Genomic DNA, 19,390 nt, shown 5'->3' with positions numbered 1-19,390 from the left:
ATGAAAACAGAAGATAAAAAATACATTATATTAATCGCTATTCACGTTTTATTAGGTGTATTAATCTTTTTATTCAGACCGATTGCCTCACTTTACAGCGCAGCCATATTGCTGTTGGGGATATATTATGTTTTAAAATCCGGAAACAAGAACAATGAGGTTTTATTTGTCTCAGCCTATATAGTGGGCAGCGAAGTTTTTTTGAGAATGACGGGAGGCTCCATTTTGTATGAATTCTCAAAATATGGGGTCATGATATTCCTTTTATTTGGAATGTTCTACAGTGGTTTTTCTAAAAATGCAGTCCCGTTTTGGATTTATTTACTCCTCTTATTACCCGGAGTAATAGTGGCAACCGAGACTCTGAACCTGCAAACGGATTTAAGAACCTCAATTGCTTTTAACATCTCTGGGCCGGTTTGTCTGGGCATAGCTTCCATTTACAACTACAACAGAAAAATTACATTTTCACAGCTCAACAATATTCTCCTCACCCTAGGACTCCCTATAGTTACAACCATGGTGTACTTAGTGTTGTACACTCCCGATTTAAAAGAAGTGCTAACGGGTACAGGCTCGAACGGAGAAACTTCGGGAGGTTTTGGTCCCAATCAGGTAGCAACCATCTTGGGTATCGGAATGTTTATTTTCTTTTCGAGATTGATATTCAATTCTAAAAACAAACTGATATTTATTCTGAACCTAATCATTGCAACCAATATTACATACAGAGGATTGGTTACTTTTTCAAGAGGCGGGATGATTACGGGTTTTGTAATGATTGTTATTTTGTTGATTTTCCTGTATTTCAATTCGGCGAGTTCAGGGAAATATAAGTTGAACATGCTTTTTGTGTTCATGTCGGTTGTTTTTATATTTACCTGGCTGTATACTTCTATGCAAACCAGTGGTTTGATTGATAAGCGATATGCTAATCAGGATGCTATGGGAAGAGTTAAGGAAAGCAGATTTACCGGTAGAGAGGAAATTTTAGCCAGTGAGATAGATGCTTTTATGGACAGTCCCATACTAGGCATTGGAGTGGCTAAAGGATTGGAAATTCGTTATGAAAAAACAGGAGAAATTGTAACCTCACACAACGAAATATCAAGAACTATAGCCGAGCACGGCATGTTGGGAATTATTGCTTTGATGATTGTCTTTTTTACCCCGGTATTTTTATATTTAGACAACAAACAGCACGTTTATATTTTTTGTTTTTTAATTTTTTGGCTGCTAACCATAAACCATGCTGCCATGAGAATTGCGGCTCCGGCCTTTGTTTATTCGTTATCATTACTAAAAGTATCCTTCGATAAAACCGACTTATGAAACAGCTGAAAGGTTTGCATGTTAAATAATTGAAATGATTGATTACAATCGGATTATAAATGCTAATATTTTTTAACTTGCGATTCTACTATTGATTTTTTGCCAAAAGAATGAACAAATACAAGGATATACATTTTGAAATTTCGGAGAGAAAGATTCTCCTGCGAATTTTTGACGTAGTTTTCGTATTGTTTTTTCTGTACTTTGTTGGTATTGTTTTCAAATTCAATTACTTCAATATTTCAAGTACCAATTTCTATTGGACCATAGTCCTGGGATTATACCTCAATTTTATCGGTTCTGTTTTTGAAATGTACAACCTGCAAGTGGCCAGTAACCAGTTTCAAATCATAAAAAGTATTATTTTAACAACATCAACTACGGTTTTACTGTATTTGTTAACCCCGGTTTATACTCCGGTTTTACCTACCAATCGTCTTCAGATTCTCATCTTTTTTATTGCGATTTTTTCTGCGTTATTTACTTGGAGGATTATATACGTGCGCTTTTTTGCTTCCAATAGGTTTTTGAAAAAAGTAATACTGATTTGCGATAAAGAACAGATGAAAGAACTTGTAGAGGGATTAGAAAATGCAGATCCGCATTATCGGGTATTGGGTTATGTTAATTCGGACAGTTCGGATGTGAGTATGCAAACCTCTGTAAAAATCAAAAGCATTGCTATAGACGATTTGGAGAAATTTGTGAAAGAATTTTCGATTTCCGAGATAGTAATTGCTTCTCAAAAGACAGACGGAATCACGGTTAAATTATACAACCAACTCATTCATTTGTTGGAAAACGGTTTCATCATCAGAGAGTATACACAAGTTTACGAAAACATCACGCAGCGCATTCCGGTTCAGTATGTTTCCCGTGATTTTTACAGATATTTCCCTTTCAGCCGAAGCAATCAGAATCATTTGTACCTTATCATTGTTCGTTTTTTAGAAATCATTTTGTCGCTTGTTGGTCTGGCCATCGGTTTACTGTTGATTCCACCGGTTTTGATAGGCAATACCATCGGAAACAAAGGAAAGTTATTTTATACTCAGGAGAGAGTGGGTAAAAACGGCAAAGTTTTCAAGATTCTCAAATTCAGAACCATGATAAAAAATGCTGAAAAAGGAGGAGCCGTCTTTGCCACAACTAATGATTCAAGGGTTACTCCTTTCGGGAAGATTTTGAGAAAATCAAGAATCGATGAATTTCCCCAATTTTACAACATTCTCAAAGGCGATATGGCGGTTATAGGACCAAGACCCGAACGACCGGTATTTGTAAATGAAATTGCTGAAGTCATGCCTTTTTACGAAACCCGTCACGTTATAAAACCGGGTTTAACCGGATGGGCACAAGTGAATTATTCTTATGGTGCCACTATTGAAGACAGTTTGATAAAACTGCAATATGATTTGTATTACATCAAACACCGAAGTCTCTTCCTCGATTTTAACATCATTTTCAAAACTTTCAGTACGGTTTTATTTTACCGTGGCCAATAAGCCCGAATTGGTTTTTCTCATGAAATAAAACAACATCAAAAATGAGCTGATAATCATCGGCAGAAACATGATGAAGTTGGGTTTGTTGATCAGGTAAACGCTGTAAAACGTTAACAGCAAAAGATTAATCAGTGCGACATTTTTGGCCCACATGAAGTTCTTTTTCCAGTACAAATAGACAAAGACCAACAACAGCGGATTGAAAAGCAAGGCGTTGTAATTCCAAGCTACTTCTTCGTGCAGCGAATAAAAACCAACCAACGATAAAAAGACACCCAATAAACCAATAAACGTGAAGTAGGTGAGGTAAACCCAACTTTTTCGGGTAAATACGATTAATCCCAACACTAAACAAAACGAGCTAAAGTTATTCCAAACCGATTTTTGTGGGGCAACCGGCTCGGCTTTTAATATCGAAACGGGTTGTTCAGACAGTGCTTTTCCTTTGTATTCAGCTACTTTTAAACTTTCCATGAACTGGTTAGGAAGGAATAATCTCGTTCCTTCATCATCAGTTTTTTTGCCGAAAATGATATTGATGCCCAGATTTTCGTAAAAGTGATTTTCTAGATACGGGAACAGTATTTCCCGGTAGCTTTTATTTTTTTCGGTGGTTTTTACGATGCAGTTTTCTCCCAATACCTGATTGATTTTATCCACAACCATATTGGTGCAGTTTCGGTCGATGAATTTATACGTGTAATACTTTTCATCAGAATCCAGGCTTTTATTCAATACATCAAAAAGTTGCTGTTTTTGCAGCGTAGTGAGTTTGAGATTTTGCTCATATATAGAGCGGTTTTCCATAGTGTATTCGTAATAAAACTCATTAAATGAATAAGCCGAAACAAAATATTGTAAATCGCCTTTGATGAATTTCAGATAAAAATTATCGGTTTTGAAATCGAAGGTACCGTAGTTGTACACTACGTCCAATGCATTAGCATCGTCTTTTATCCGGATGGCAGTATGCCCGAAAAGCGAGTAGAGCTCGTTTCCTTCCTCACAGGTTAAAATACTGACTTTAGCAGTTTCCGCCAATGCCATTTGTCCGAATATTATACCGCTTTTTAAGATAAAAAACAGCAAAAAAAGAGCGTAAATTTTAGATTTTACCATCGAATTCATTTAACGGTTTATTGAAAAATACTCAAATCTACCTTTACCGAAAAGATGTTCGAGTAAAGTGCGGCACTTTGGTCACCCAAATCGGTCAGCGCATAGTCTACCTGAATGCCTTTGTATTTGAATCCTAAACCAATATTGGGTTGAAAGTTCACTTTTTTACTGCCGTCAATCTGTTCTACGTTTTGAAAATTACCCACACCGGCACGGAGAAAAACCAAATCAGTATACCCGAATTCAAGTCCCAAGGCCGGGTCAATACTTACTGCGTCTGAAGCAATGAGGTCGTTAGTTCGGGCGAACTGCATGTTGAGGTTTACGGCAGCAAGCAAGGTATAATCGTAATGAAATTCAAATTTTCGAGCAATGCCCAATTGTGCTTTAGGCAGCGTAATCTCGGTACTTTCAGGCGGTTCCTGATTTTGTCCGGCTACAGCGTCTTTTATAGCATTGTATTTATCTTCATCAATGGCCCAAACGTTGTAAGTAGTGGTAATATCCCGAAGCATGATACCGTAATACCAGTTGTCTTTTTCATACTGCAAACCAAAATCAAAACCAAACCCCCATGAATTAGCAAAGTCGCCAATGATTCTGCGAATGACTTTGGCATTAACCCCGTAACGCAGCCCTTCGATCAAAGTAGGACGTCGGGCATAGGAAAAAGTCAAGCCGTAATCGGCAGTTGAGAACAGACTGATTCGGTTGTAATCAATATTACCTTCGCTGTCTATTAACTGCGTCGTATTCAAAATGTCATCCACCCCAAACCGAATGAGCGAAACACCCCAGGCGCTTCTGTCGTCAATTTTTTTGGCATAGCCGGCATAATCGTATTGGGCAATATTGGCGAAATAACTGGCGTGCATCAGGGCGGCTTCACTGTTTTCCAACTGCATCAGTCCGGCCGGGTTCCAATATCCCGAATTTACATTGCCCGAAAAAGCGGTAACTGCATTTGACATCCCCAGTGCAGCGGCATCAACCCCAATATTCATGAATTCGTTGGAGTATTTTCTAACCGCTTGGGCATGAGTGTAGAGGCCGGTAAGTAGCAGGAGAATAGCAATTGTTTTTTTCAAGGCAATTTTTCTTTTTACAAATATCACATAAAAATCTCTAATATAAAACGCAGAAGTCTGCAACTTATTGTATTAAATTTGTAAAACTTTTTTAAAAACTAATTTTAGCCGAATGAAGATTAAAGCCCAGATTCCCAATTTATTTACCATGCTTAATTTGTTTAGTGGATGTGTGGCGCTGGTGATGGCAATTGATTTAAAATTTGATTTAGCTTTCTATTTTGTTTGCCTTGGTATTTTCTTCGACTTTTTTGATGGTTTCTTTGCCCGAAAGTTCAATGTAGCCGGACCATTGGGAGTTCAGTTGGATTCGTTGGCTGATATGGTGACCAGTGGCGTGATTCCCGGTTTTGTAATGTTGTGTTTGTTATCAAATACTAACTATTCGGCGTTTCATTATTTACCTTATTTTGGTTTTTTGATTACTTTGGGTGCTTGTTATCGCTTGGCTAAATTTAATATCGATACCCGTCAATCCGATTCTTTTATCGGGTTGCCAACGCCTGCAAATGCATTGTTTGTAACCAGTTTACCATTGGTAATTGCGACTTATCCCAATAATTCATTGATAGCCCTTTTATTAAATCCATGGGTTTTACTAGCCATAACGGTATTAAGTGCTTACGTCATGAATGCCGAAATTCCTTTGTTTTCACTCAAGATAAAGAATTTCAGTTTTGCTAAATATAAATTGCAAATTTTCTTTTTAGCCGTTTCAGTATTGCTGCTACTGTTCCTTCAGATACCGGCGGTTCCGTTGATTATTATGCTATACGTGCTTCTTTCGGTAGTAGATAATACGTTTAAAATTACTTCCTCAAAATAAAGATAAATTACTGCCGCCACCTGCTGTGTTTTAAAAAAATATAGACAGGTTACTGCTGTCACCTACTGTGTTTTGAAAAATTAAGGGCAGGTTACTGCTATTACCTACTGTGTTTTGAAAAATTAAGGGTAGGTTACTGCCGCCACCTACTGTGTTTAAAAAAAATATGGGCAGGTTACTGCTGTCACCTACTATGTTTAAAAAAAATAAGGGCAGGTTACTGCTGTTACCGGTTGTGAAGAAAAATGATTTAAGCAGTTTTTTTATTTATCATGTACAGTATAAATCCGAAAAATATAAAAATCAGGAATAGGAATAAGTATGATTTTTTGTGTGCAAAATTCAAGGTCGTTCCGTAATTCGGATTTTGTTTGTCTACCAAAATTCTTTCGTCTTCTTTGTTGTAATAAAAAAGACCTTTCAGTTTCCAGTACTTTGGATTTTTACGCCAATCCTCAAGGGTTTCTTTGTTCGGGTTTTGCATGAGGTATTGTTTTTAGCAGAATTAAAAGTGCAGTTTCTTTTTGCGAAGCTCAAAATTTTGTCCCAAATATACTTTTCTCACCATTTCATCTGCCGCCAACTCTTCGGGAACTCCGGCTTTTAAGATGCCTCCTTCAAACATCAGGTAGGTTTTGTCGGTGATGGCCAGTGTTTCCTGAACGTTGTGGTCAGTAATCAGGATGCCGATGTTTTTATTTTTGAGTTGTGCCACAATGCGCTGAATGTCTTCTACGGCTACAGGGTCAACTCCGGCAAAGGGTTCGTCCAGTAAAATGAATTTGGGATCAGTGGCCAAAGCACGGGCAATTTCGGTTCTTCTTCTTTCACCACCCGAGAGTAAATCGCCGCGGTTGGTTCGGATGTGTTCTAAACTGAATTCGGCAATGAGACTTTCCATTTTGGCAATCTGTTCTTCTTTACTCAGTTTCGTCAGTTGCAGAACGCTCAATATATTGTCCTCAATGCTTAGTTTTCGGAAAACAGAAGCTTCCTGTGCCAAATAGCCAATACCGTTTTGTGCTCTTTTGTACATTGGGAACTCGGTGATGTCCATATCGTCAAGATAAATTTTCCCCGAATTGGGCTTTACCAATCCTACTATCATATAGAATGAGGTGGTTTTTCCGGCACCATTGGGGCCCAAAAGCCCAACGATTTCTCCCTGATTTACTTCTACGGAGATACCTTTTACCACACTTCTTCCTTTATAGGTTTTGACTAAATTTTCAGCTCTTAATTTCATTTTAGACTTCTTAGATCATTAGATTTTTAGACAAATTAACGAATAATCAACTGTCTGATTTGTCTTTTAACAATTATTTATTGTCTTCAAGCACTTCCCAAAATTCGTAGGCTCTTCGCAAATGAGGAATAACGATAGTTCCGCCAACTAAGGTGGCAATACCCATAGCTTCCATCATTTGTTCTTTGGTAACACCTTCTTTGTAACTCGTTTCCAAATGGTATTTGATACAGTCATCACAACGCAAAACCGTTGAGGCTACCAATCCTAAAAGTTCTTTGGTTTTTACATCCAAAGCGCCTTCTGCATAAGCATTGGTGTCTAAATTGAAAATGCGTTTGACAATTTTGTTGTTGTCGGCCAACAATTTTTCGTTCATTTTAGAACGATATTCATTAAATTCTTCAACTAGCTTGCTCATGTCGTTTTTTGTTTCGTACTACTATAGCTGAGATCCAGATACTGACTTCGTAAATTAATAACATGGGTACAGCCACTGTAATTTGGCTTACCACATCGGGCGGAGTTACTATTGCAGCAATGATTAATACTATAACTATGGCGTATTTTCGATAGGTTCTGAGAAATGTTGGGGTTACCATACCCAGTTTGGTCAGGAAGTACAGTATGATGGGCAATTCAAAATAAAGTCCGCTCGCAATTACCGCTGTTTTTACCATACCAATATAAGAGTCGATGTTGAATTGGTTTTTCACCACGCTGCTTATCGAAAAAGTTGCCAGGAAATTGACCGACATCGGAACAATTACAAAATAACCAAACAGCACACCCAAAAAGAAAAGGATGGAAGCAACCGAGATGAAAACTTTGGCATTTTTTCGTTCTTTTTCATACAGTGCCGGACTGATGAATTTCCAGAATTGCCACAATATGTAAGGGAAAGCCAGTATGAAACCGGCAGTGATACAGGTCCATACAAAAATATTTACCTGTCCTTCCATTTCGGTGTTTTGAATGATGAAAGGTAGCTCGGTAATACAAATGCTGTCGGCAAAGCCCAAAAAGTGAGAGGCTTCACAGAAAAAACGATACGTGACAAAACTGGGGTCGGTTGGTCCGAAAATCAGCGTATCAAAAATATAATCACTAAAAAAATAAGTAATAGTAGCCATGATGACAACGGCTGCTGAACTTCTTACGAGCACCCATCTTAATTCTTCCAGATGGTCAAGGAACGACATTTCATTTGCCGGTTTCTTAGGTTTTTTTGCCATTATACGATTCCTTCTTTTAAAATGTCATGCAAATGAATAACGCCTTGGTACTCACCATTTTCTTCTACTACCAATTGGGTTATAGCGAAATCTTCCATGATGTTGAACGCGTCACTCACTAAATCGGTTGACTTAATGGTTTTTGGGTTTTTTGTCATAATATCTTGTGCCGTTAACCCAGTTATAGTTTCGGTTTTATTGAGCATTCTTCGGATGTCACCGTCAGTAATAATACCCACAATTTTGTTATCGGCTACAACGGCTGTAACCCCCAATCGTTTTTCGGATATTTCTACAATGACCGTTTTGATACTGGTATCCGGGGCAACCATTGGTTTGTGAGTGCGGTCGAGCATGTCTGTCACGCGTAGCAATAGTTTTTTGCCCAAGGCACCACCGGGATGGTATTTGGCAAAATCTTCGGCGGTAAAATGACGCATTTGCATCAAACAAACGGCAATCGCATCTCCTATAACCAATTGAGCCGTAGTGCTGTTGGTTGGAGCCAAATTATTAGGGCAAGCTTCGGCGGCAACAAAAGTGTTGAGCGTGAAATCGGCTTCTTTGCCCAGAAAGGAGGTAATGTTTCCGGTGATGGCAATCAGTTGGTTTCCGAATTGCTTTAAAAGCGGTACCAAAACTTTGATTTCCGGACTGTTTCCGCTTTTGGAAATGCAAATCACCACATCGTCAGGTTGTACCATTCCTAAATCGCCGTGAATAGCTTCGGAGGCGTGAAGAAACAGAGAAGGGGTTCCGGTTGAATTTAAGGTGGCTACAATCTTTTGTGCAATGATGGCACTTTTGCCGATTCCGGTAACTACGAGTCGCCCCTTAGCATGGTAGATGCTTTCAACTGTTTTGACAAAGTTGTCGTCTAAAAAGTCTACGAGCTTTGCAATGGCCTCACTTTCTGATAAAATCGTACTTTTTGCCGAGGCTAAAATGGTTTCTTTATTGATCAAAATTGTACTAATATAAAATTTGTGTGTATAAAAGAAAGTCGTATCTTTATGTTTGCAAATTTATGTAAAAATACCATTAACACAGAATGAATTCAAACGAAATTGACATACACAAAGAATTAAAAAAGTATTTTGGTTTCAACCAATTTAAAGGATTACAAGAACAAGTCATAAAAAGTATTATCAACCAAAATAATACCTTCGTTATAATGCCAACGGGAGGCGGAAAATCACTCTGTTACCAGTTGCCCGCTTTAATTCAAAAAGGAACAGCCATTGTTGTTTCTCCCCTGATAGCCCTAATGAAAAATCAAGTCGATGCCATTCGAAGTCTGTCTTCTGAAAACGGCATTGCACACGTGTTGAATTCCTCGCTGACCAAAACCGAAATCAATCAGGTAAAAAAAGATATTACTTCGGGAATTACCAAATTGTTGTATGTGGCTCCCGAGTCCTTAACCAAAGAGGAGTATGTTGAGTTTCTTCGTACGGTTCCCATTTCATTTGTAGCTATTGATGAAGCGCATTGCATTTCCGAATGGGGACACGATTTCCGCCCGGAATACCGCAACCTCAGAAGCATCATCAAACAATTGGGAGATGTGCCGGTGATTGGGTTAACGGCAACGGCTACGCCTAAAGTACAGGAGGACATCCTTAAAAACCTTGACATGCCCGATGCCAAGACTTTTAAAGCTTCTTTCAATCGCCCGAATTTATACTACGAAGTACGTACCAAAACCAAAAATATTGAGGCTGATATCATCCGCTTTATCAAACAACACAAAGGAAAATCAGGGATTATTTATTGCCTGAGCCGAAAAAAAGTAGAGGAAGTAGCCGAAGTGTTACAGGTAAACGGTATCAGTGCCGTGCCGTATCACGCAGGGTTGGATGCCAAAACGAGAGCCAAACATCAGGACATGTTTCTTATGGAAGATGTTGATGTGGTGGTTGCGACTATCGCTTTCGGAATGGGGATTGACAAACCCGATGTGCGATTTGTAATTCACCATGACATTCCTAAATCATTGGAAAGCTACTATCAGGAAACCGGTCGTGCCGGTCGTGACGGAGGTGAAGGGCATTGTTTGGCTTACTACTCCTATAAAGATGTTGAGAAACTTGAAAAATTCATGTCGGGAAAACCGGTAGCTGAGCAGGAAATAGGTTTTGCCCTGTTGCAGGAAGTTGTTGCCTATGCCGAAACCTCAATGTCGCGTCGAAAATTCCTATTGCATTATTTCGGAGAAGAATTTGACAGCGAAACCGGAGAAGGTGCTGATATGGATGACAATGTCAGAAATCCTAAAGTGAAGGTTGAGGCCAAAGATCAGGTTAAAATGTTACTCGAAGTAGTTCGCGATACCAAACATCTGTACAAATCCAAAGAAATTGTATTTACTCTTATAGGAAGAGTAAACGCTACCATAAAAGCCCACAAAACTGATACTCAAAAATTCTTCGGTTGTGGCAGTAATTTTGATGAACGCTATTGGATGGCACTTATTCGTCAGATTTTGGTTGAAGGTTTACTGACTAAAGATATCGAAACATACGGAATATTAAAAGTATCTGAACGCGGTCATGAATTCATAAAAAATCCAACGTCATTCATGATGTCAGAAGATCATGAATATAGTGAAAGTGAAGATGAAGCCATTGTAACCGCAGCAAAATCGAGCGGTACTGCTGACGAAGCTTTAATGAGTATGTTGCGCGATTTGCGTAAAAAGGTGGCCAAAAAGCTTGGGGTTCCTCCATTTGTGGTTTTTCAGGATCCATCATTAGAGGATATGGCACTCAAATACCCAATTACCATTGATGAACTCAGCAATGTACACGGAGTAGGAGAAGGGAAAGCAAAAAAATACGGAAAGGAATTTGTCGAATTGATTGCCCGCTATGTAGAGGATAATGACATTATTCGTCCTGATGATTTAGTGGTAAGATCTACAGGTGCCAATTCAGCCAATAAACTGTACATCATTCAAAACATCGACAGAAAATTATCCCTCGAAGATATAGCTAAAGCCAAAGGATTTACGATGGATAATTTGCTCAAAGAAATGGAACAAATTGTCTATTCAGGTACCAAATTGAATATTGATTATTGGATTAACGAAATTTTAGACGAAGACCAGCAGGAAGAAATTCACGACTATTTCATGGAGTCGGAAACCGATAAGATAGAAGACGCGCTGAAGGAATTTGACGGCGATTATGATATCGAAGAATTGCGACTCATGCGAATTAAATTCATAAGCGAAGTTGCTAATTAAAATGTTGAAAAATAGATTTCAGAAGGCAGATTTCAGTAAAATTGGAATCTGCCTTTTGCGTTTCGATTACTGATAAATTTCACCCCTGTGCGGTTTCAAAGCGTCTCTTACCGGAATCATATACTCATCGGTTACTACCATAAAAACAATGGCGTGCATCTCATTTTTAGTTTCAAATCCCGTGATGTTCAGCGGTAATTTCTCTAATGCAATATATTCTTTCAAATGTTTTTCGTGGTGTTCGGCCGTAACGGCTGCATCAGGACCGCGAAAGTCCCATATCATTTTTATTTGTCTCATAGCAACAATTCAATAGGAAACAAAGTTACGGACAGATTTTGTTTTTAAAATGCTTCGCCAAACAATTTTTAAATTGTCTTATTTTCAAATTGTCAAATGCTTACTTTTGCCCCTTGATACTGTCAGGTTCAATAATACCAAATAAACAACCATCACATGCCACGCGAATTACTACTACAGGTTTCACCCGAAATTGCTGCCAACGAAGTATTGCTTCGAGAGCAGGTAGCCAAGCTTTTTCAAGTAACCGCAACGGAAATTCAAAAAGTAGTTGTCCTCAAACGTTCTATAGATGCGCGTCAAAAAGCCATCAAAATCAATATAAAAGCTAATGTTTATTTTAACGGTGAAAATGTTACCGAACAAGCAATAACCCTGCCCGAATATAAAAATGTCTCCAATGCTCAGGAAGTCATTATCGTAGGAGCCGGACCGGCCGGACTTTTTGCAGCTTTACAGCTGATTGAATTAGGATTAAAACCAATAGTAATTGAACGCGGAAAAGATGTACGTGGACGGCGACGCGATTTGAAGGCCATTAATGTAGACCATGTTGTTAATGAAGATTCCAATTATTGTTTCGGCGAAGGCGGAGCAGGGACTTACTCGGATGGTAAATTATATACCCGTTCCAAAAAGCGAGGCGATGTCGACCGTATTCTTCGATTATTAGTAGGTTTCGGAGCTACTCCTGATATCTTGGTAGAAGCTCATCCGCACATTGGTACTAATAAGTTGCCCAAAATCATTCAGGATATTCGCGAAAAAATCATTGCCTGCGGAGGTCAGGTTTTGTTTGAGACCCGTGTGACCGATTTTATTGTGAAAAACAATGAGATACAGGGGATTGTTACTCAAAATGGCGATACAATATCTGCTAACAAGGTAATACTGGCTACCGGTCATTCCGCTCGTGATATTTTTGAATTGTTAGATCGGAAAAAGATTTTTATCGAAGCCAAACCTTTTGCGCTAGGAGTTCGTGCCGAGCATCCTCAGGAACTGATAGATAAAATTCAGTACAGTTGCGATTTCAGAGGAGAATATCTGCCTCCGGCCCCATACTCTATTGTGAAGCAGGTTAATGGCCGCGGGATGTATTCGTTTTGTATGTGTCCGGGCGGAGTAATTGCCCCTTGTGCTACCAGTCCGGGAGAAGTGGTTACCAATGGTTGGTCGCCCTCAAAACGGGATCAGAATACGGCTAATTCGGGAATAGTGGTTGAGCTAAAATTGGAAGATTTCAAACCTTTTGCCCAATACGGAGCTTTGGCAGGAATGGAATTTCAGAGAGCTATTGAACAAAAGGCATGGCATTTGGCTGGAGAAACGCAAAAAGTGCCGGCACAGCGCATGGTTGATTTTACCCAAAATAAAATATCGGCATCCATTCCTAAAACGTCTTATGTTCCGGGTACTACTTCGGTTGAAATGGGACAGGTATTTCCCGGTTTTTTGACTCAAATTATGCGGGAAGGTTTTGTTCAATTTGGCAAATCAATGCGCGGTTACATGACCAATGAAGCTATATTACATGCGCCCGAAAGCAGAACTTCTTCACCGGTGAGGATTCCTAGAGACAACGAAACTTTAGAGCATCTTCAGATAAAAGGGCTCTATCCGTGTGGAGAAGGAGCCGGTTTTGCAGGAGGTATTATTTCGGCAGCCATTGATGGCGAAAAGTGTGCCTTGAAGATAGCCGAAGCTTTAGCAAAGTAATAATTATTTGGTGACACAGTAATTGTTGTAGAACCAAACTACACTTTCAATATCACTTTTTTTGTATTCTTTCGATTGGATTTTTTCGACGAGTTTCGGACAATCTTTGAAAAACTCAGAAGCTGCTTTTTTGAAATTTTTACTGATGTTACCTATCGAGGTTATTTTAAAAACTTCGTTATCACCTTTATGACAAACATAGTAATAGGTGACATCGCCGCCTCCGCCCATCATCATGGTGCCACCCATGCCAACACCACCCATGCTATTAAAACCGACACCGCCTCCATAGAAAGCACCGGATATTTTGTCAGAATATAATGAAATTTCGCCAACAGAAACCTCTTTTAACCATCTCCCCATTTCGTCGGTTACATTTTTGAAACGATAAGTTCCTATGATACCGTTTTCATCCAATTTTATTTTTTCAATTTTTTCTTTAGGGATTATTTCAGGTTCGCTGTCTTCCGTCACTCGAAACTTAACATTATCATCAGCTTTAAAACGACTGATACCTTCTTTTGTAGAGCCGTCTAATAAGTAAATCGTGCATTTTTGTTTTTGTGCGTAGCTCAATGAAGCAGTAAGTACTATGAGTATCAGGAAAATATTTTTCATAAGCATGTTATTAATTCATGGTAAAAATATACATTTAGATATGATTTTTCAGAATTTCTGTTTTTTAACAGAATAAAAAGTTTTGAAAAAGTAGGGTGGTGGCCTTTACGGTTGTCTAACCTCAAAACACTAAATGATACATCAGATGAAAAAAATTAAACTTTTAGTACTGTTGCTGACTGTTGCAGTGGCCGGTTTTTATTCGTGTACCGATAACAATCCGGTAGAAAATGAAGTCGTTACTTCAAAAAGTATAGCCTTGAGAACAACTTTGAATGAGTTGAGAAAAACTAATAACATCAACAACGGAAAGTTGAACAAAGATCAATTCTTGTGTTTCCAGTTTGTTTACCCGATTACGCTGTCTTATAACGATGGGACTGTTATAGCTGTAAGTTCTTACCAAGGTTTATTGGATGTTTTAACTAATGAAACCAATAATTTATACATTGACGGTATTGCTTTTCCGTTTGATGTGCAGGCCGAGGGAGTTGTAACCACTATTAACAATGAAGCCGAATTTTACGCCCTCATTAACGATTGTAACTTTCAAACGGTTAACGATTGTGTTTTTGACATCACTTGTTATGACATAGTATTTCCTATTCAGATTATAAATGCCAATAATGAAACTCAGACCATTACTGATGAAGCTCAATTGCTGCAATTGCTTTCCAATCCTAATCAAGTGAGTACTTACCAATTAAATATAGTGTTCCCGATTTCGGTAATTCAAAACAATCAAACGATGGTTATTCACGATCTTTATGAGTTTTTTAATTTGAATAACAATTGTGATGCAAGCGGATGTGTGTGTCAGGAAATTTATGCCCCGGTTTGTGTTCAAACGGCAAACGGTATTGTGCAATTTTCCAATGCCTGTCATGCCGAATGTGCCGGTTACACCGCCAATGATTTTGTAGACTGTAACAGCACAAGTCCGTGTAATTGCCCAACCGACATTAATCCGGTTTGTGTGCAAACAGCAACCGGTATTGTGCAGTTTGACAATGCATGTTTAGCTCAGTGTGAAGGATACACCGCTAATGATTTTGTAAGTTGTAACCCAACTCCAACGCATACATTCGGGCAATTATTAGGAACTTGTTTCAACGTGGCTTATCCGGTTGAGGTTCAAAACGGAGGCATGTTAATAACCATACACAATGACGGAGAGTTATTACAATATTGGTGGCCGAATCAATCGTATTTCCCGGCATTGAACTATCCGATTACGATATCTTTTGCCACACCAACAGGAAATGAGACTATGGTTATTGCTAACGAAACAGCGTTTCAATCCGCTATTGCTAGTCACTGTAATTAATTTAAAGTAAAAAAGTTAATTGTTGCCGACACAATCTCAACGATGAGGTTGTGTTTGGTAATTTTAAGCGATGAGTGAAAATAATTCCAATCAAAGACTTTGTTCCGATGCGGTTTTTCGTTCGGTTTTTGACGCTAATTTTAAAGTGTTGCGTAACTTTTTGGTTTACAAATTCAGAGGCGATATTGAAACGGCTGAAGATGTTGCACAGAATGCATTTGTCAAACTTTGGGAAAATTGCAGCATCTTAAAACCCGAGCAGGCCAAGAGTTTTTTATATACTACTGCCATAAGGATTTCGCTTAACAATATTAAGCATGATAAGGTTGTGGCCAATTTTGAACTTCAGCTTAAAACCAAAGACAACCATAAAGAATCACCTGATCTTTTGCTGGAAGAAACTGAATTGAAAGCAAGGTTAGAAAAAGCCATCAACGATTTACCTGCAAAACAACGAACAGTTTTTTTGATGAATCGGTTTGACAATCAGTCTTATCCTGAAATTGCTTCAGCCTTGAATTTGTCGGTTAAAGCAGTAGAAAAACGAATGCACCTTGCCTTGTTAGCTCTTAGAAAAGTAGTAAAAAATGTTTGAAAAAGAAATGTATGAAAGCGAATAAAGATACTTATTTGTCCGATTGGCTGAGTGGTCAAATTACGGATGAAGAACTGAAGGAACTGGTTTCGGAAGAAGATTTTGAAGCTTACAGGAAAGTAAAAAACACGTTGGAAGGTTTCCAAATTGAAGACCCCGACTTGGAGCAAAATTTTAACGCGGTTATCCAAAAACGGAATGCCCCAAATAAGCCATCAACTCCGGTTCTCTCGCTTTGGAAGTATCTGACGGTTGCCGCTTGTTTGGTGTTGTGTTTCGGGATATATCATTTTTTTATTGCTTCAAATACAGTAGTCACTGATTTTGGAACTACCACAACCGTCCTCCTGAGTGATAATTCCAAAGTAGCTTTGAACTCCAAGTCTAAGTTGATCTATTCCAACTATTTCGAGTACAAACGAACGTTACAGCTCGAGGGAGAGGCTTTTTTTGAGGTGCAAAAAGGCAGTCCTTTTATTGTTGAAACAACGCTGGGAAAAGTGAGAGTTTTGGGTACAAAATTTAACGTGATTTCATTCCGTGATTTTTTTGAAGTAGTTTGTTATGAAGGCAAAGTTAAAGTTACCAAAGGTCCAAAAACAACTATATTGACCCATGGTGAAAGTGTGCGTTTTTATGATGATACAATCGAAAATTGGGCAGATGCTACTTCCCGAAAACCATCCTGGCTGACCGGAGAGTCTGCTTTCAGAAATGTACCGATGGAGTATGTTTTTGACCAATTTGAGAACCAATACCATATTGCGGTTTCATATCCGAAACATATTGGTAACGTAAAATTTACAGGCACTTTTACACACAATAACCCTGATGTGGCTTTACAGGCTATTTGTATTCCGTTGCATTTAAAATATACCCAAGAAGACTCAGGAAAAATATTGATTACAGAATGAAAAGAATAATTCTGTTTTTCTTTTTGTTGTTTTGGACGTCATTTTTTCATGCTCAGGAAAAGAAGAATGTTATATTGGCTTACTCTCATGCCAAAATCACAAAAGTACTTTCCGACATTGAAAAGAAATTCGATGTTAAATATTCTTATGCCGATTCGGTAGTAGGAGTACAAACCATCTCGTTGATAAAAAGACGTTATTCTTTGACCGAAATTAATGCCGAAATCGAAAAGCAATCGTCCTTACAAGTGGTGAAAATTAATGAGCGTTTTTATTCATTAGCCAAAACTCTGAGAGAAGAAACCATTGAGAAATCATATGAATTAAAAGAAGTAATAGTAGAAGAGTTTTTAGCCAAAGGCATTAAGAAAACCGATCAGAATTACGTACTCTATCCGCAAAAAATTGCCACCTTGCCCGGAGTTACCGATGCGGATGTTTTGCTGTCGTTGCAACAACTGCCGGGAGTTAAGAGTCCGAATGAAACCGCAACAGGCTTACACATTCGGGGCGGTACTTCTGACCAAAATTTAATTTTACTGGATGGCATCCGATTGTACCATCCCGGACATTTATTCGGAATGGTTTCGAGTATAAATCCTAATGCAGAACAAACAGTCAATTATTATAATAAAGCCGTAAATCCAAAATTCGGAGAACGGGTTTCGGGTATAATTGACATCCAATCTACTGATAAAATTGCTGATAAAATCAAAGGCAATGCCGGTGTCAATGCTCTCAATGCCGATGCCTATTTTCAAATACCGCTGTATAAAGATAAACTCGGGTTACAGGTTTCGGGCAGAAAATCGTATACAGAATGGTTGCAGTCGCCAACGTTCAAACAATTAGAAAACAAGGTTTTTCAGCATACCAATTTCAATAATTTTGATAATGACAACCAGTTTCAGTTTTATGATTTTTCATCAAAACTGAGTTTCAAACCAAATAAAAAAACGGCCATTTCGTTCACCGGTTTGCTTATCAATAATGATTTAGATTACACAAATGTTATCAAAAAAGACAGCATCGGCAAACAAAAAATGAACATTAAAAACTATGGCTTCGGATTGAATTGGAGTCAACAGTACAGCTCAAAATTCAGTCAGCAACTCCAACTTTTTTATTCAGTCTACAATTTTGAATATGAAAAAAGACAGGAATACCAAACCAATAAATTTGAAGCATTCAAGAAATTAAACCGCGTGTTTGATTCGGGAATACAGTCCAATTTTGCCTATGTTATTAATGAAAAATCAAACCTCGAATTTGGGTGCCAATTTTTAGGAAACGATGTCTCGCATTTGTTGAACAGCTACAATCAAGATGTTGCCATCGATTTAAATTTGAAACATCGTTACAATATTACCCAAGTTGGGTTTGTTTTTTTTAAACAAGATTTTGGTTCGTGGAGTTTGCAACCGGGCTTGCGTTATAATTACTACAGCAAAATAAAGGCTACTAGTTTTGAACCGAGGTTTTTAATACAAAATAAGTTGTCAGAGACTTTGATTTGGCAGGTTTCCTATGAAAAAAGAAGTCAGGTTTTAAGTCAGGTTCGTGAAAATACGGCCAACGATTTGAGCTTGGAAAACTACGTTTGGATATTGTCTGATAATGAAAAATATCCTATTCAAAAAGCGAATCAATATACATCGGGTTTTATTTTTAAAAATAACGGTTGGCTTTTGGATGTTGACGGATATTATAAAACCATCAGCGGAATCACTTCCTTTACATTGGGGTTTTTAAGTCAGAATGATACTTCTATTCATCACGGGAAAGGCTTTACAAAAGGAGTTGATGTTTTGCTTCAAAAAAGTACTCCAACCTGGCGTGTCTGGATGACTTACACCTATCAGGATTCGCAAAATAAATTTGAAGATTTGAATCAAGGTCAATACTATCAGGCTAATTCTAATAACAAGCATAGTTTTAACGTAGCAGTTAACAAAAAATGGAATAATTATTTGCTGACTCTGGGGTGGTTTTGGCATACCGGAAAGCCTTACAGCAACAGCAATCCAAGTGGGCTGATTACTTCATACAATTCGGAAACATTGCCCAATTATCATCGTTTGGATGTTTCGGGCAGTTATCAGTTTAAAGGCAAGCACGGACAAACCTATAAAATAGGAGTTTCGATTTACAACCTATACAACCATAGTGAAATCATCAGTCGGGAGTTTGAACGAAAGTATATCAACTTATCCGATTATCTCAATCCACGGTATTCTATGCAAGATTTTTATTCGTTGAAAATTATGCCTAATGTCTTTTTAAGAATCGATTGGTAAACAAAAAATCCCGGATTTACCG

General features: G+C 38.2%; 18 protein-coding genes. 9 read left to right on the top strand and 9 right to left on the bottom strand.

Annotation, left to right across the window (positions count from 1 at the left end):
* Together EZL74_RS07650 and EZL74_RS07645 are read left to right on the top strand one after the other, a co-directional pair.
* Complete coding sequence (locus tag EZL74_RS07650) at nt 1-1,332, top strand: O-antigen ligase family protein (RefSeq protein WP_131476013.1); 1,332 nt, start codon at nt 1-3, stop codon at nt 1,330-1,332.
* A 110-nt stretch (nt 1,333-1,442) separates the two neighbouring features.
* Nucleotides 1,443-2,837 carry a sugar transferase gene (locus EZL74_RS07645; protein ID WP_131476012.1) on the top strand — a complete coding sequence of 465 codons (1,395 nt, stop codon included), beginning with the start codon at nt 1,443-1,445 and terminating at the stop codon, nt 2,835-2,837.
* Here the strand turns inward: EZL74_RS07645 and EZL74_RS07640 are convergent.
* Together EZL74_RS07640 and EZL74_RS07635 are read right to left on the bottom strand one after the other, a co-directional pair.
* A complete protein-coding gene (locus tag EZL74_RS07640) occupies nt 2,817-3,956 on the bottom strand; it encodes a lipoprotein N-acyltransferase Lnb domain-containing protein (protein ID WP_131476011.1) in 1,140 nt (379 codons plus the stop codon). The two genes, EZL74_RS07645 and EZL74_RS07640, sit on opposite strands and share 21 nt — an antisense overlap.
* A 17-nt stretch (nt 3,957-3,973) precedes the next feature.
* Nucleotides 3,974-5,044, bottom strand: a complete 1,071-nt coding sequence (locus EZL74_RS07635) for a putative type IX sorting system protein PorV2 (protein ID WP_449404228.1) — start codon at nt 5,042-5,044, stop codon at nt 3,974-3,976.
* 112 nt (nt 5,045-5,156) lie between these two features.
* On the opposite strand from EZL74_RS07635, the gene EZL74_RS07630 reads away from it, so the two are divergent.
* Entirely contained in the window at nt 5,157-5,870 is a 714-nt protein-coding gene (locus tag EZL74_RS07630) for a CDP-alcohol phosphatidyltransferase family protein (RefSeq protein ID WP_131476010.1), read from the top strand.
* Between the two features lie 250 nt (nt 5,871-6,120).
* Here EZL74_RS07630 and EZL74_RS07625 read toward each other — a convergent pair whose 3' ends face one another.
* From EZL74_RS07625 to EZL74_RS07605, 5 genes are all read right to left on the bottom strand, one after another.
* Complete coding sequence (locus EZL74_RS07625; RefSeq protein WP_131476009.1) at nt 6,121-6,354, bottom strand: DUF5808 domain-containing protein; 234 nt, start codon at nt 6,352-6,354, stop codon at nt 6,121-6,123.
* A 21-nt stretch (nt 6,355-6,375) separates the two neighbouring features.
* On the bottom strand, nt 6,376-7,116 hold the full coding sequence (gene lptB / locus EZL74_RS07620; protein ID WP_131476008.1) for an LPS export ABC transporter ATP-binding protein: 741 nt from the start codon (nt 7,114-7,116) through the stop codon (nt 6,376-6,378).
* A 73-nt stretch (nt 7,117-7,189) separates the two neighbouring features.
* A complete protein-coding gene (locus EZL74_RS07615) occupies nt 7,190-7,537 on the bottom strand; it encodes a carboxymuconolactone decarboxylase family protein (protein ID WP_131476007.1) in 348 nt (115 codons plus the stop codon).
* Nucleotides 7,521-8,351: a twin-arginine translocase subunit TatC gene (tatC, locus tag EZL74_RS07610; RefSeq protein ID WP_161971713.1), complete on the bottom strand. Its 831-nt coding sequence runs from the start codon at nt 8,349-8,351 to the stop codon at nt 7,521-7,523. The genes EZL74_RS07615 and tatC overlap by 17 nt, the downstream gene beginning before the upstream one ends.
* Nucleotides 8,351-9,316, bottom strand: coding sequence for a KpsF/GutQ family sugar-phosphate isomerase (locus EZL74_RS07605; RefSeq protein ID WP_161971712.1), 966 nt, complete (start codon nt 9,314-9,316; stop codon nt 8,351-8,353). The genes tatC and EZL74_RS07605 overlap by 1 nt, the downstream gene beginning before the upstream one ends.
* Nucleotides 9,317-9,402: 86 nt before the next feature.
* On the opposite strand from EZL74_RS07605, the gene recQ reads away from it, so the two are divergent.
* Nucleotides 9,403-11,598 carry a DNA helicase RecQ gene (gene recQ / locus EZL74_RS07600; RefSeq protein ID WP_131476006.1) on the top strand — a complete coding sequence of 732 codons (2,196 nt, stop codon included), beginning with the start codon at nt 9,403-9,405 and terminating at the stop codon, nt 11,596-11,598.
* Between the two features lie 66 nt (nt 11,599-11,664).
* On the opposite strand, the gene EZL74_RS07595 is transcribed toward recQ, so the two are convergent.
* Nucleotides 11,665-11,898, bottom strand: coding sequence for a hypothetical protein (locus EZL74_RS07595; protein ID WP_131476005.1), 234 nt, complete (start codon nt 11,896-11,898; stop codon nt 11,665-11,667).
* A 156-nt stretch (nt 11,899-12,054) separates the two neighbouring features.
* On the opposite strand from EZL74_RS07595, the gene EZL74_RS07590 reads away from it, so the two are divergent.
* Nucleotides 12,055-13,617: an NAD(P)/FAD-dependent oxidoreductase gene (locus EZL74_RS07590; RefSeq protein ID WP_131476004.1), complete on the top strand. Its 1,563-nt coding sequence runs from the start codon at nt 12,055-12,057 to the stop codon at nt 13,615-13,617.
* A 3-nt stretch (nt 13,618-13,620) separates the two neighbouring features.
* Here EZL74_RS07590 and EZL74_RS07585 read toward each other — a convergent pair whose 3' ends face one another.
* Nucleotides 13,621-14,235 (bottom strand): hypothetical protein, encoded by a 615-nt coding sequence (locus EZL74_RS07585; RefSeq protein WP_131476003.1) that lies wholly within the window; start codon nt 14,233-14,235, stop codon nt 13,621-13,623.
* Between the two features lie 145 nt (nt 14,236-14,380).
* Between EZL74_RS07585 and EZL74_RS07580 the strand changes: the two genes are divergently transcribed.
* From EZL74_RS07580 to EZL74_RS07565, 4 genes are all read left to right on the top strand, one after another.
* Complete coding sequence (locus tag EZL74_RS07580) at nt 14,381-15,562, top strand: hypothetical protein (protein WP_131476002.1); 1,182 nt, start codon at nt 14,381-14,383, stop codon at nt 15,560-15,562.
* 70 nt (nt 15,563-15,632) lie between these two features.
* The gene (locus EZL74_RS07575; protein WP_131476001.1) at nt 15,633-16,157 is read left to right on the top strand and encodes a sigma-70 family RNA polymerase sigma factor; all 525 of its coding nucleotides are present in this window, start codon (nt 15,633-15,635) and stop codon (nt 16,155-16,157) included.
* An 11-nt stretch (nt 16,158-16,168) separates the two neighbouring features.
* Nucleotides 16,169-17,071 carry a FecR family protein gene (locus EZL74_RS07570; protein WP_131476000.1) on the top strand — a complete coding sequence of 301 codons (903 nt, stop codon included), beginning with the start codon at nt 16,169-16,171 and terminating at the stop codon, nt 17,069-17,071.
* A complete protein-coding gene (locus EZL74_RS07565; RefSeq protein WP_131475999.1) occupies nt 17,068-19,368 on the top strand; it encodes a TonB-dependent receptor plug domain-containing protein in 2,301 nt (766 codons plus the stop codon). The genes EZL74_RS07570 and EZL74_RS07565 overlap by 4 nt, the downstream gene beginning before the upstream one ends.
* Nucleotides 19,369-19,390 lie beyond the last annotated feature (22 nt).

This window comes from Flavobacterium silvisoli (genome assembly GCF_004329815.1).
GTDB lineage: Bacteria > Bacteroidota > Bacteroidia > Flavobacteriales > Flavobacteriaceae > Flavobacterium > Flavobacterium silvisoli.
Note: the sequence above shows the minus strand (reverse complement) of the source record. Positions and strands in the feature narration are given on the sequence as shown.

Bases quoted from the DNA above. Each gene is read 5' to 3' on its own strand.
- EZL74_RS07650 (WP_131476013.1), top strand. From the start codon at position 1: ATGAAAACAGAAGATAAAAAATACATTATATTAATCGCTATTCACGTT.
- EZL74_RS07645 (WP_131476012.1), top strand. From the start codon at position 1,443: ATGAACAAATACAAGGATATACATTTTGAAATTTCGGAGAGAAAGATT.
- EZL74_RS07640 (WP_131476011.1), bottom strand. From the start codon at position 3,956: ATGGTAAAATCTAAAATTTACGCTCTTTTTTTGCTGTTTTTTATCTTA.
- EZL74_RS07630 (WP_131476010.1), top strand. From the start codon at position 5,157: ATGAAGATTAAAGCCCAGATTCCCAATTTATTTACCATGCTTAATTTG.
- EZL74_RS07625 (WP_131476009.1), bottom strand. From the start codon at position 6,354: ATGCAAAACCCGAACAAAGAAACCCTTGAGGATTGGCGTAAAAATCCA.
- lptB (WP_131476008.1), bottom strand. From the start codon at position 7,116: ATGAAATTAAGAGCTGAAAATTTAGTCAAAACCTATAAAGGAAGAAGT.
- EZL74_RS07615 (WP_131476007.1), bottom strand. From the start codon at position 7,537: ATGAGCAAGCTAGTTGAAGAATTTAATGAATATCGTTCTAAAATGAAC.
- tatC (WP_161971713.1), bottom strand. From the start codon at position 8,351: ATGGCAAAAAAACCTAAGAAACCGGCAAATGAAATGTCGTTCCTTGAC.
- recQ (WP_131476006.1), top strand. From the start codon at position 9,403: ATGAATTCAAACGAAATTGACATACACAAAGAATTAAAAAAGTATTTT.
- EZL74_RS07595 (WP_131476005.1), bottom strand. From the start codon at position 11,898: ATGAGACAAATAAAAATGATATGGGACTTTCGCGGTCCTGATGCAGCC.
- EZL74_RS07590 (WP_131476004.1), top strand. From the start codon at position 12,055: ATGCCACGCGAATTACTACTACAGGTTTCACCCGAAATTGCTGCCAAC.
- EZL74_RS07585 (WP_131476003.1), bottom strand. From the start codon at position 14,235: ATGAAAAATATTTTCCTGATACTCATAGTACTTACTGCTTCATTGAGC.
- EZL74_RS07580 (WP_131476002.1), top strand. From the start codon at position 14,381: ATGAAAAAAATTAAACTTTTAGTACTGTTGCTGACTGTTGCAGTGGCC.
- EZL74_RS07575 (WP_131476001.1), top strand. From the start codon at position 15,633: ATGAGTGAAAATAATTCCAATCAAAGACTTTGTTCCGATGCGGTTTTT.
- EZL74_RS07570 (WP_131476000.1), top strand. From the start codon at position 16,169: ATGAAAGCGAATAAAGATACTTATTTGTCCGATTGGCTGAGTGGTCAA.
- EZL74_RS07565 (WP_131475999.1), top strand. From the start codon at position 17,068: ATGAAAAGAATAATTCTGTTTTTCTTTTTGTTGTTTTGGACGTCATTT.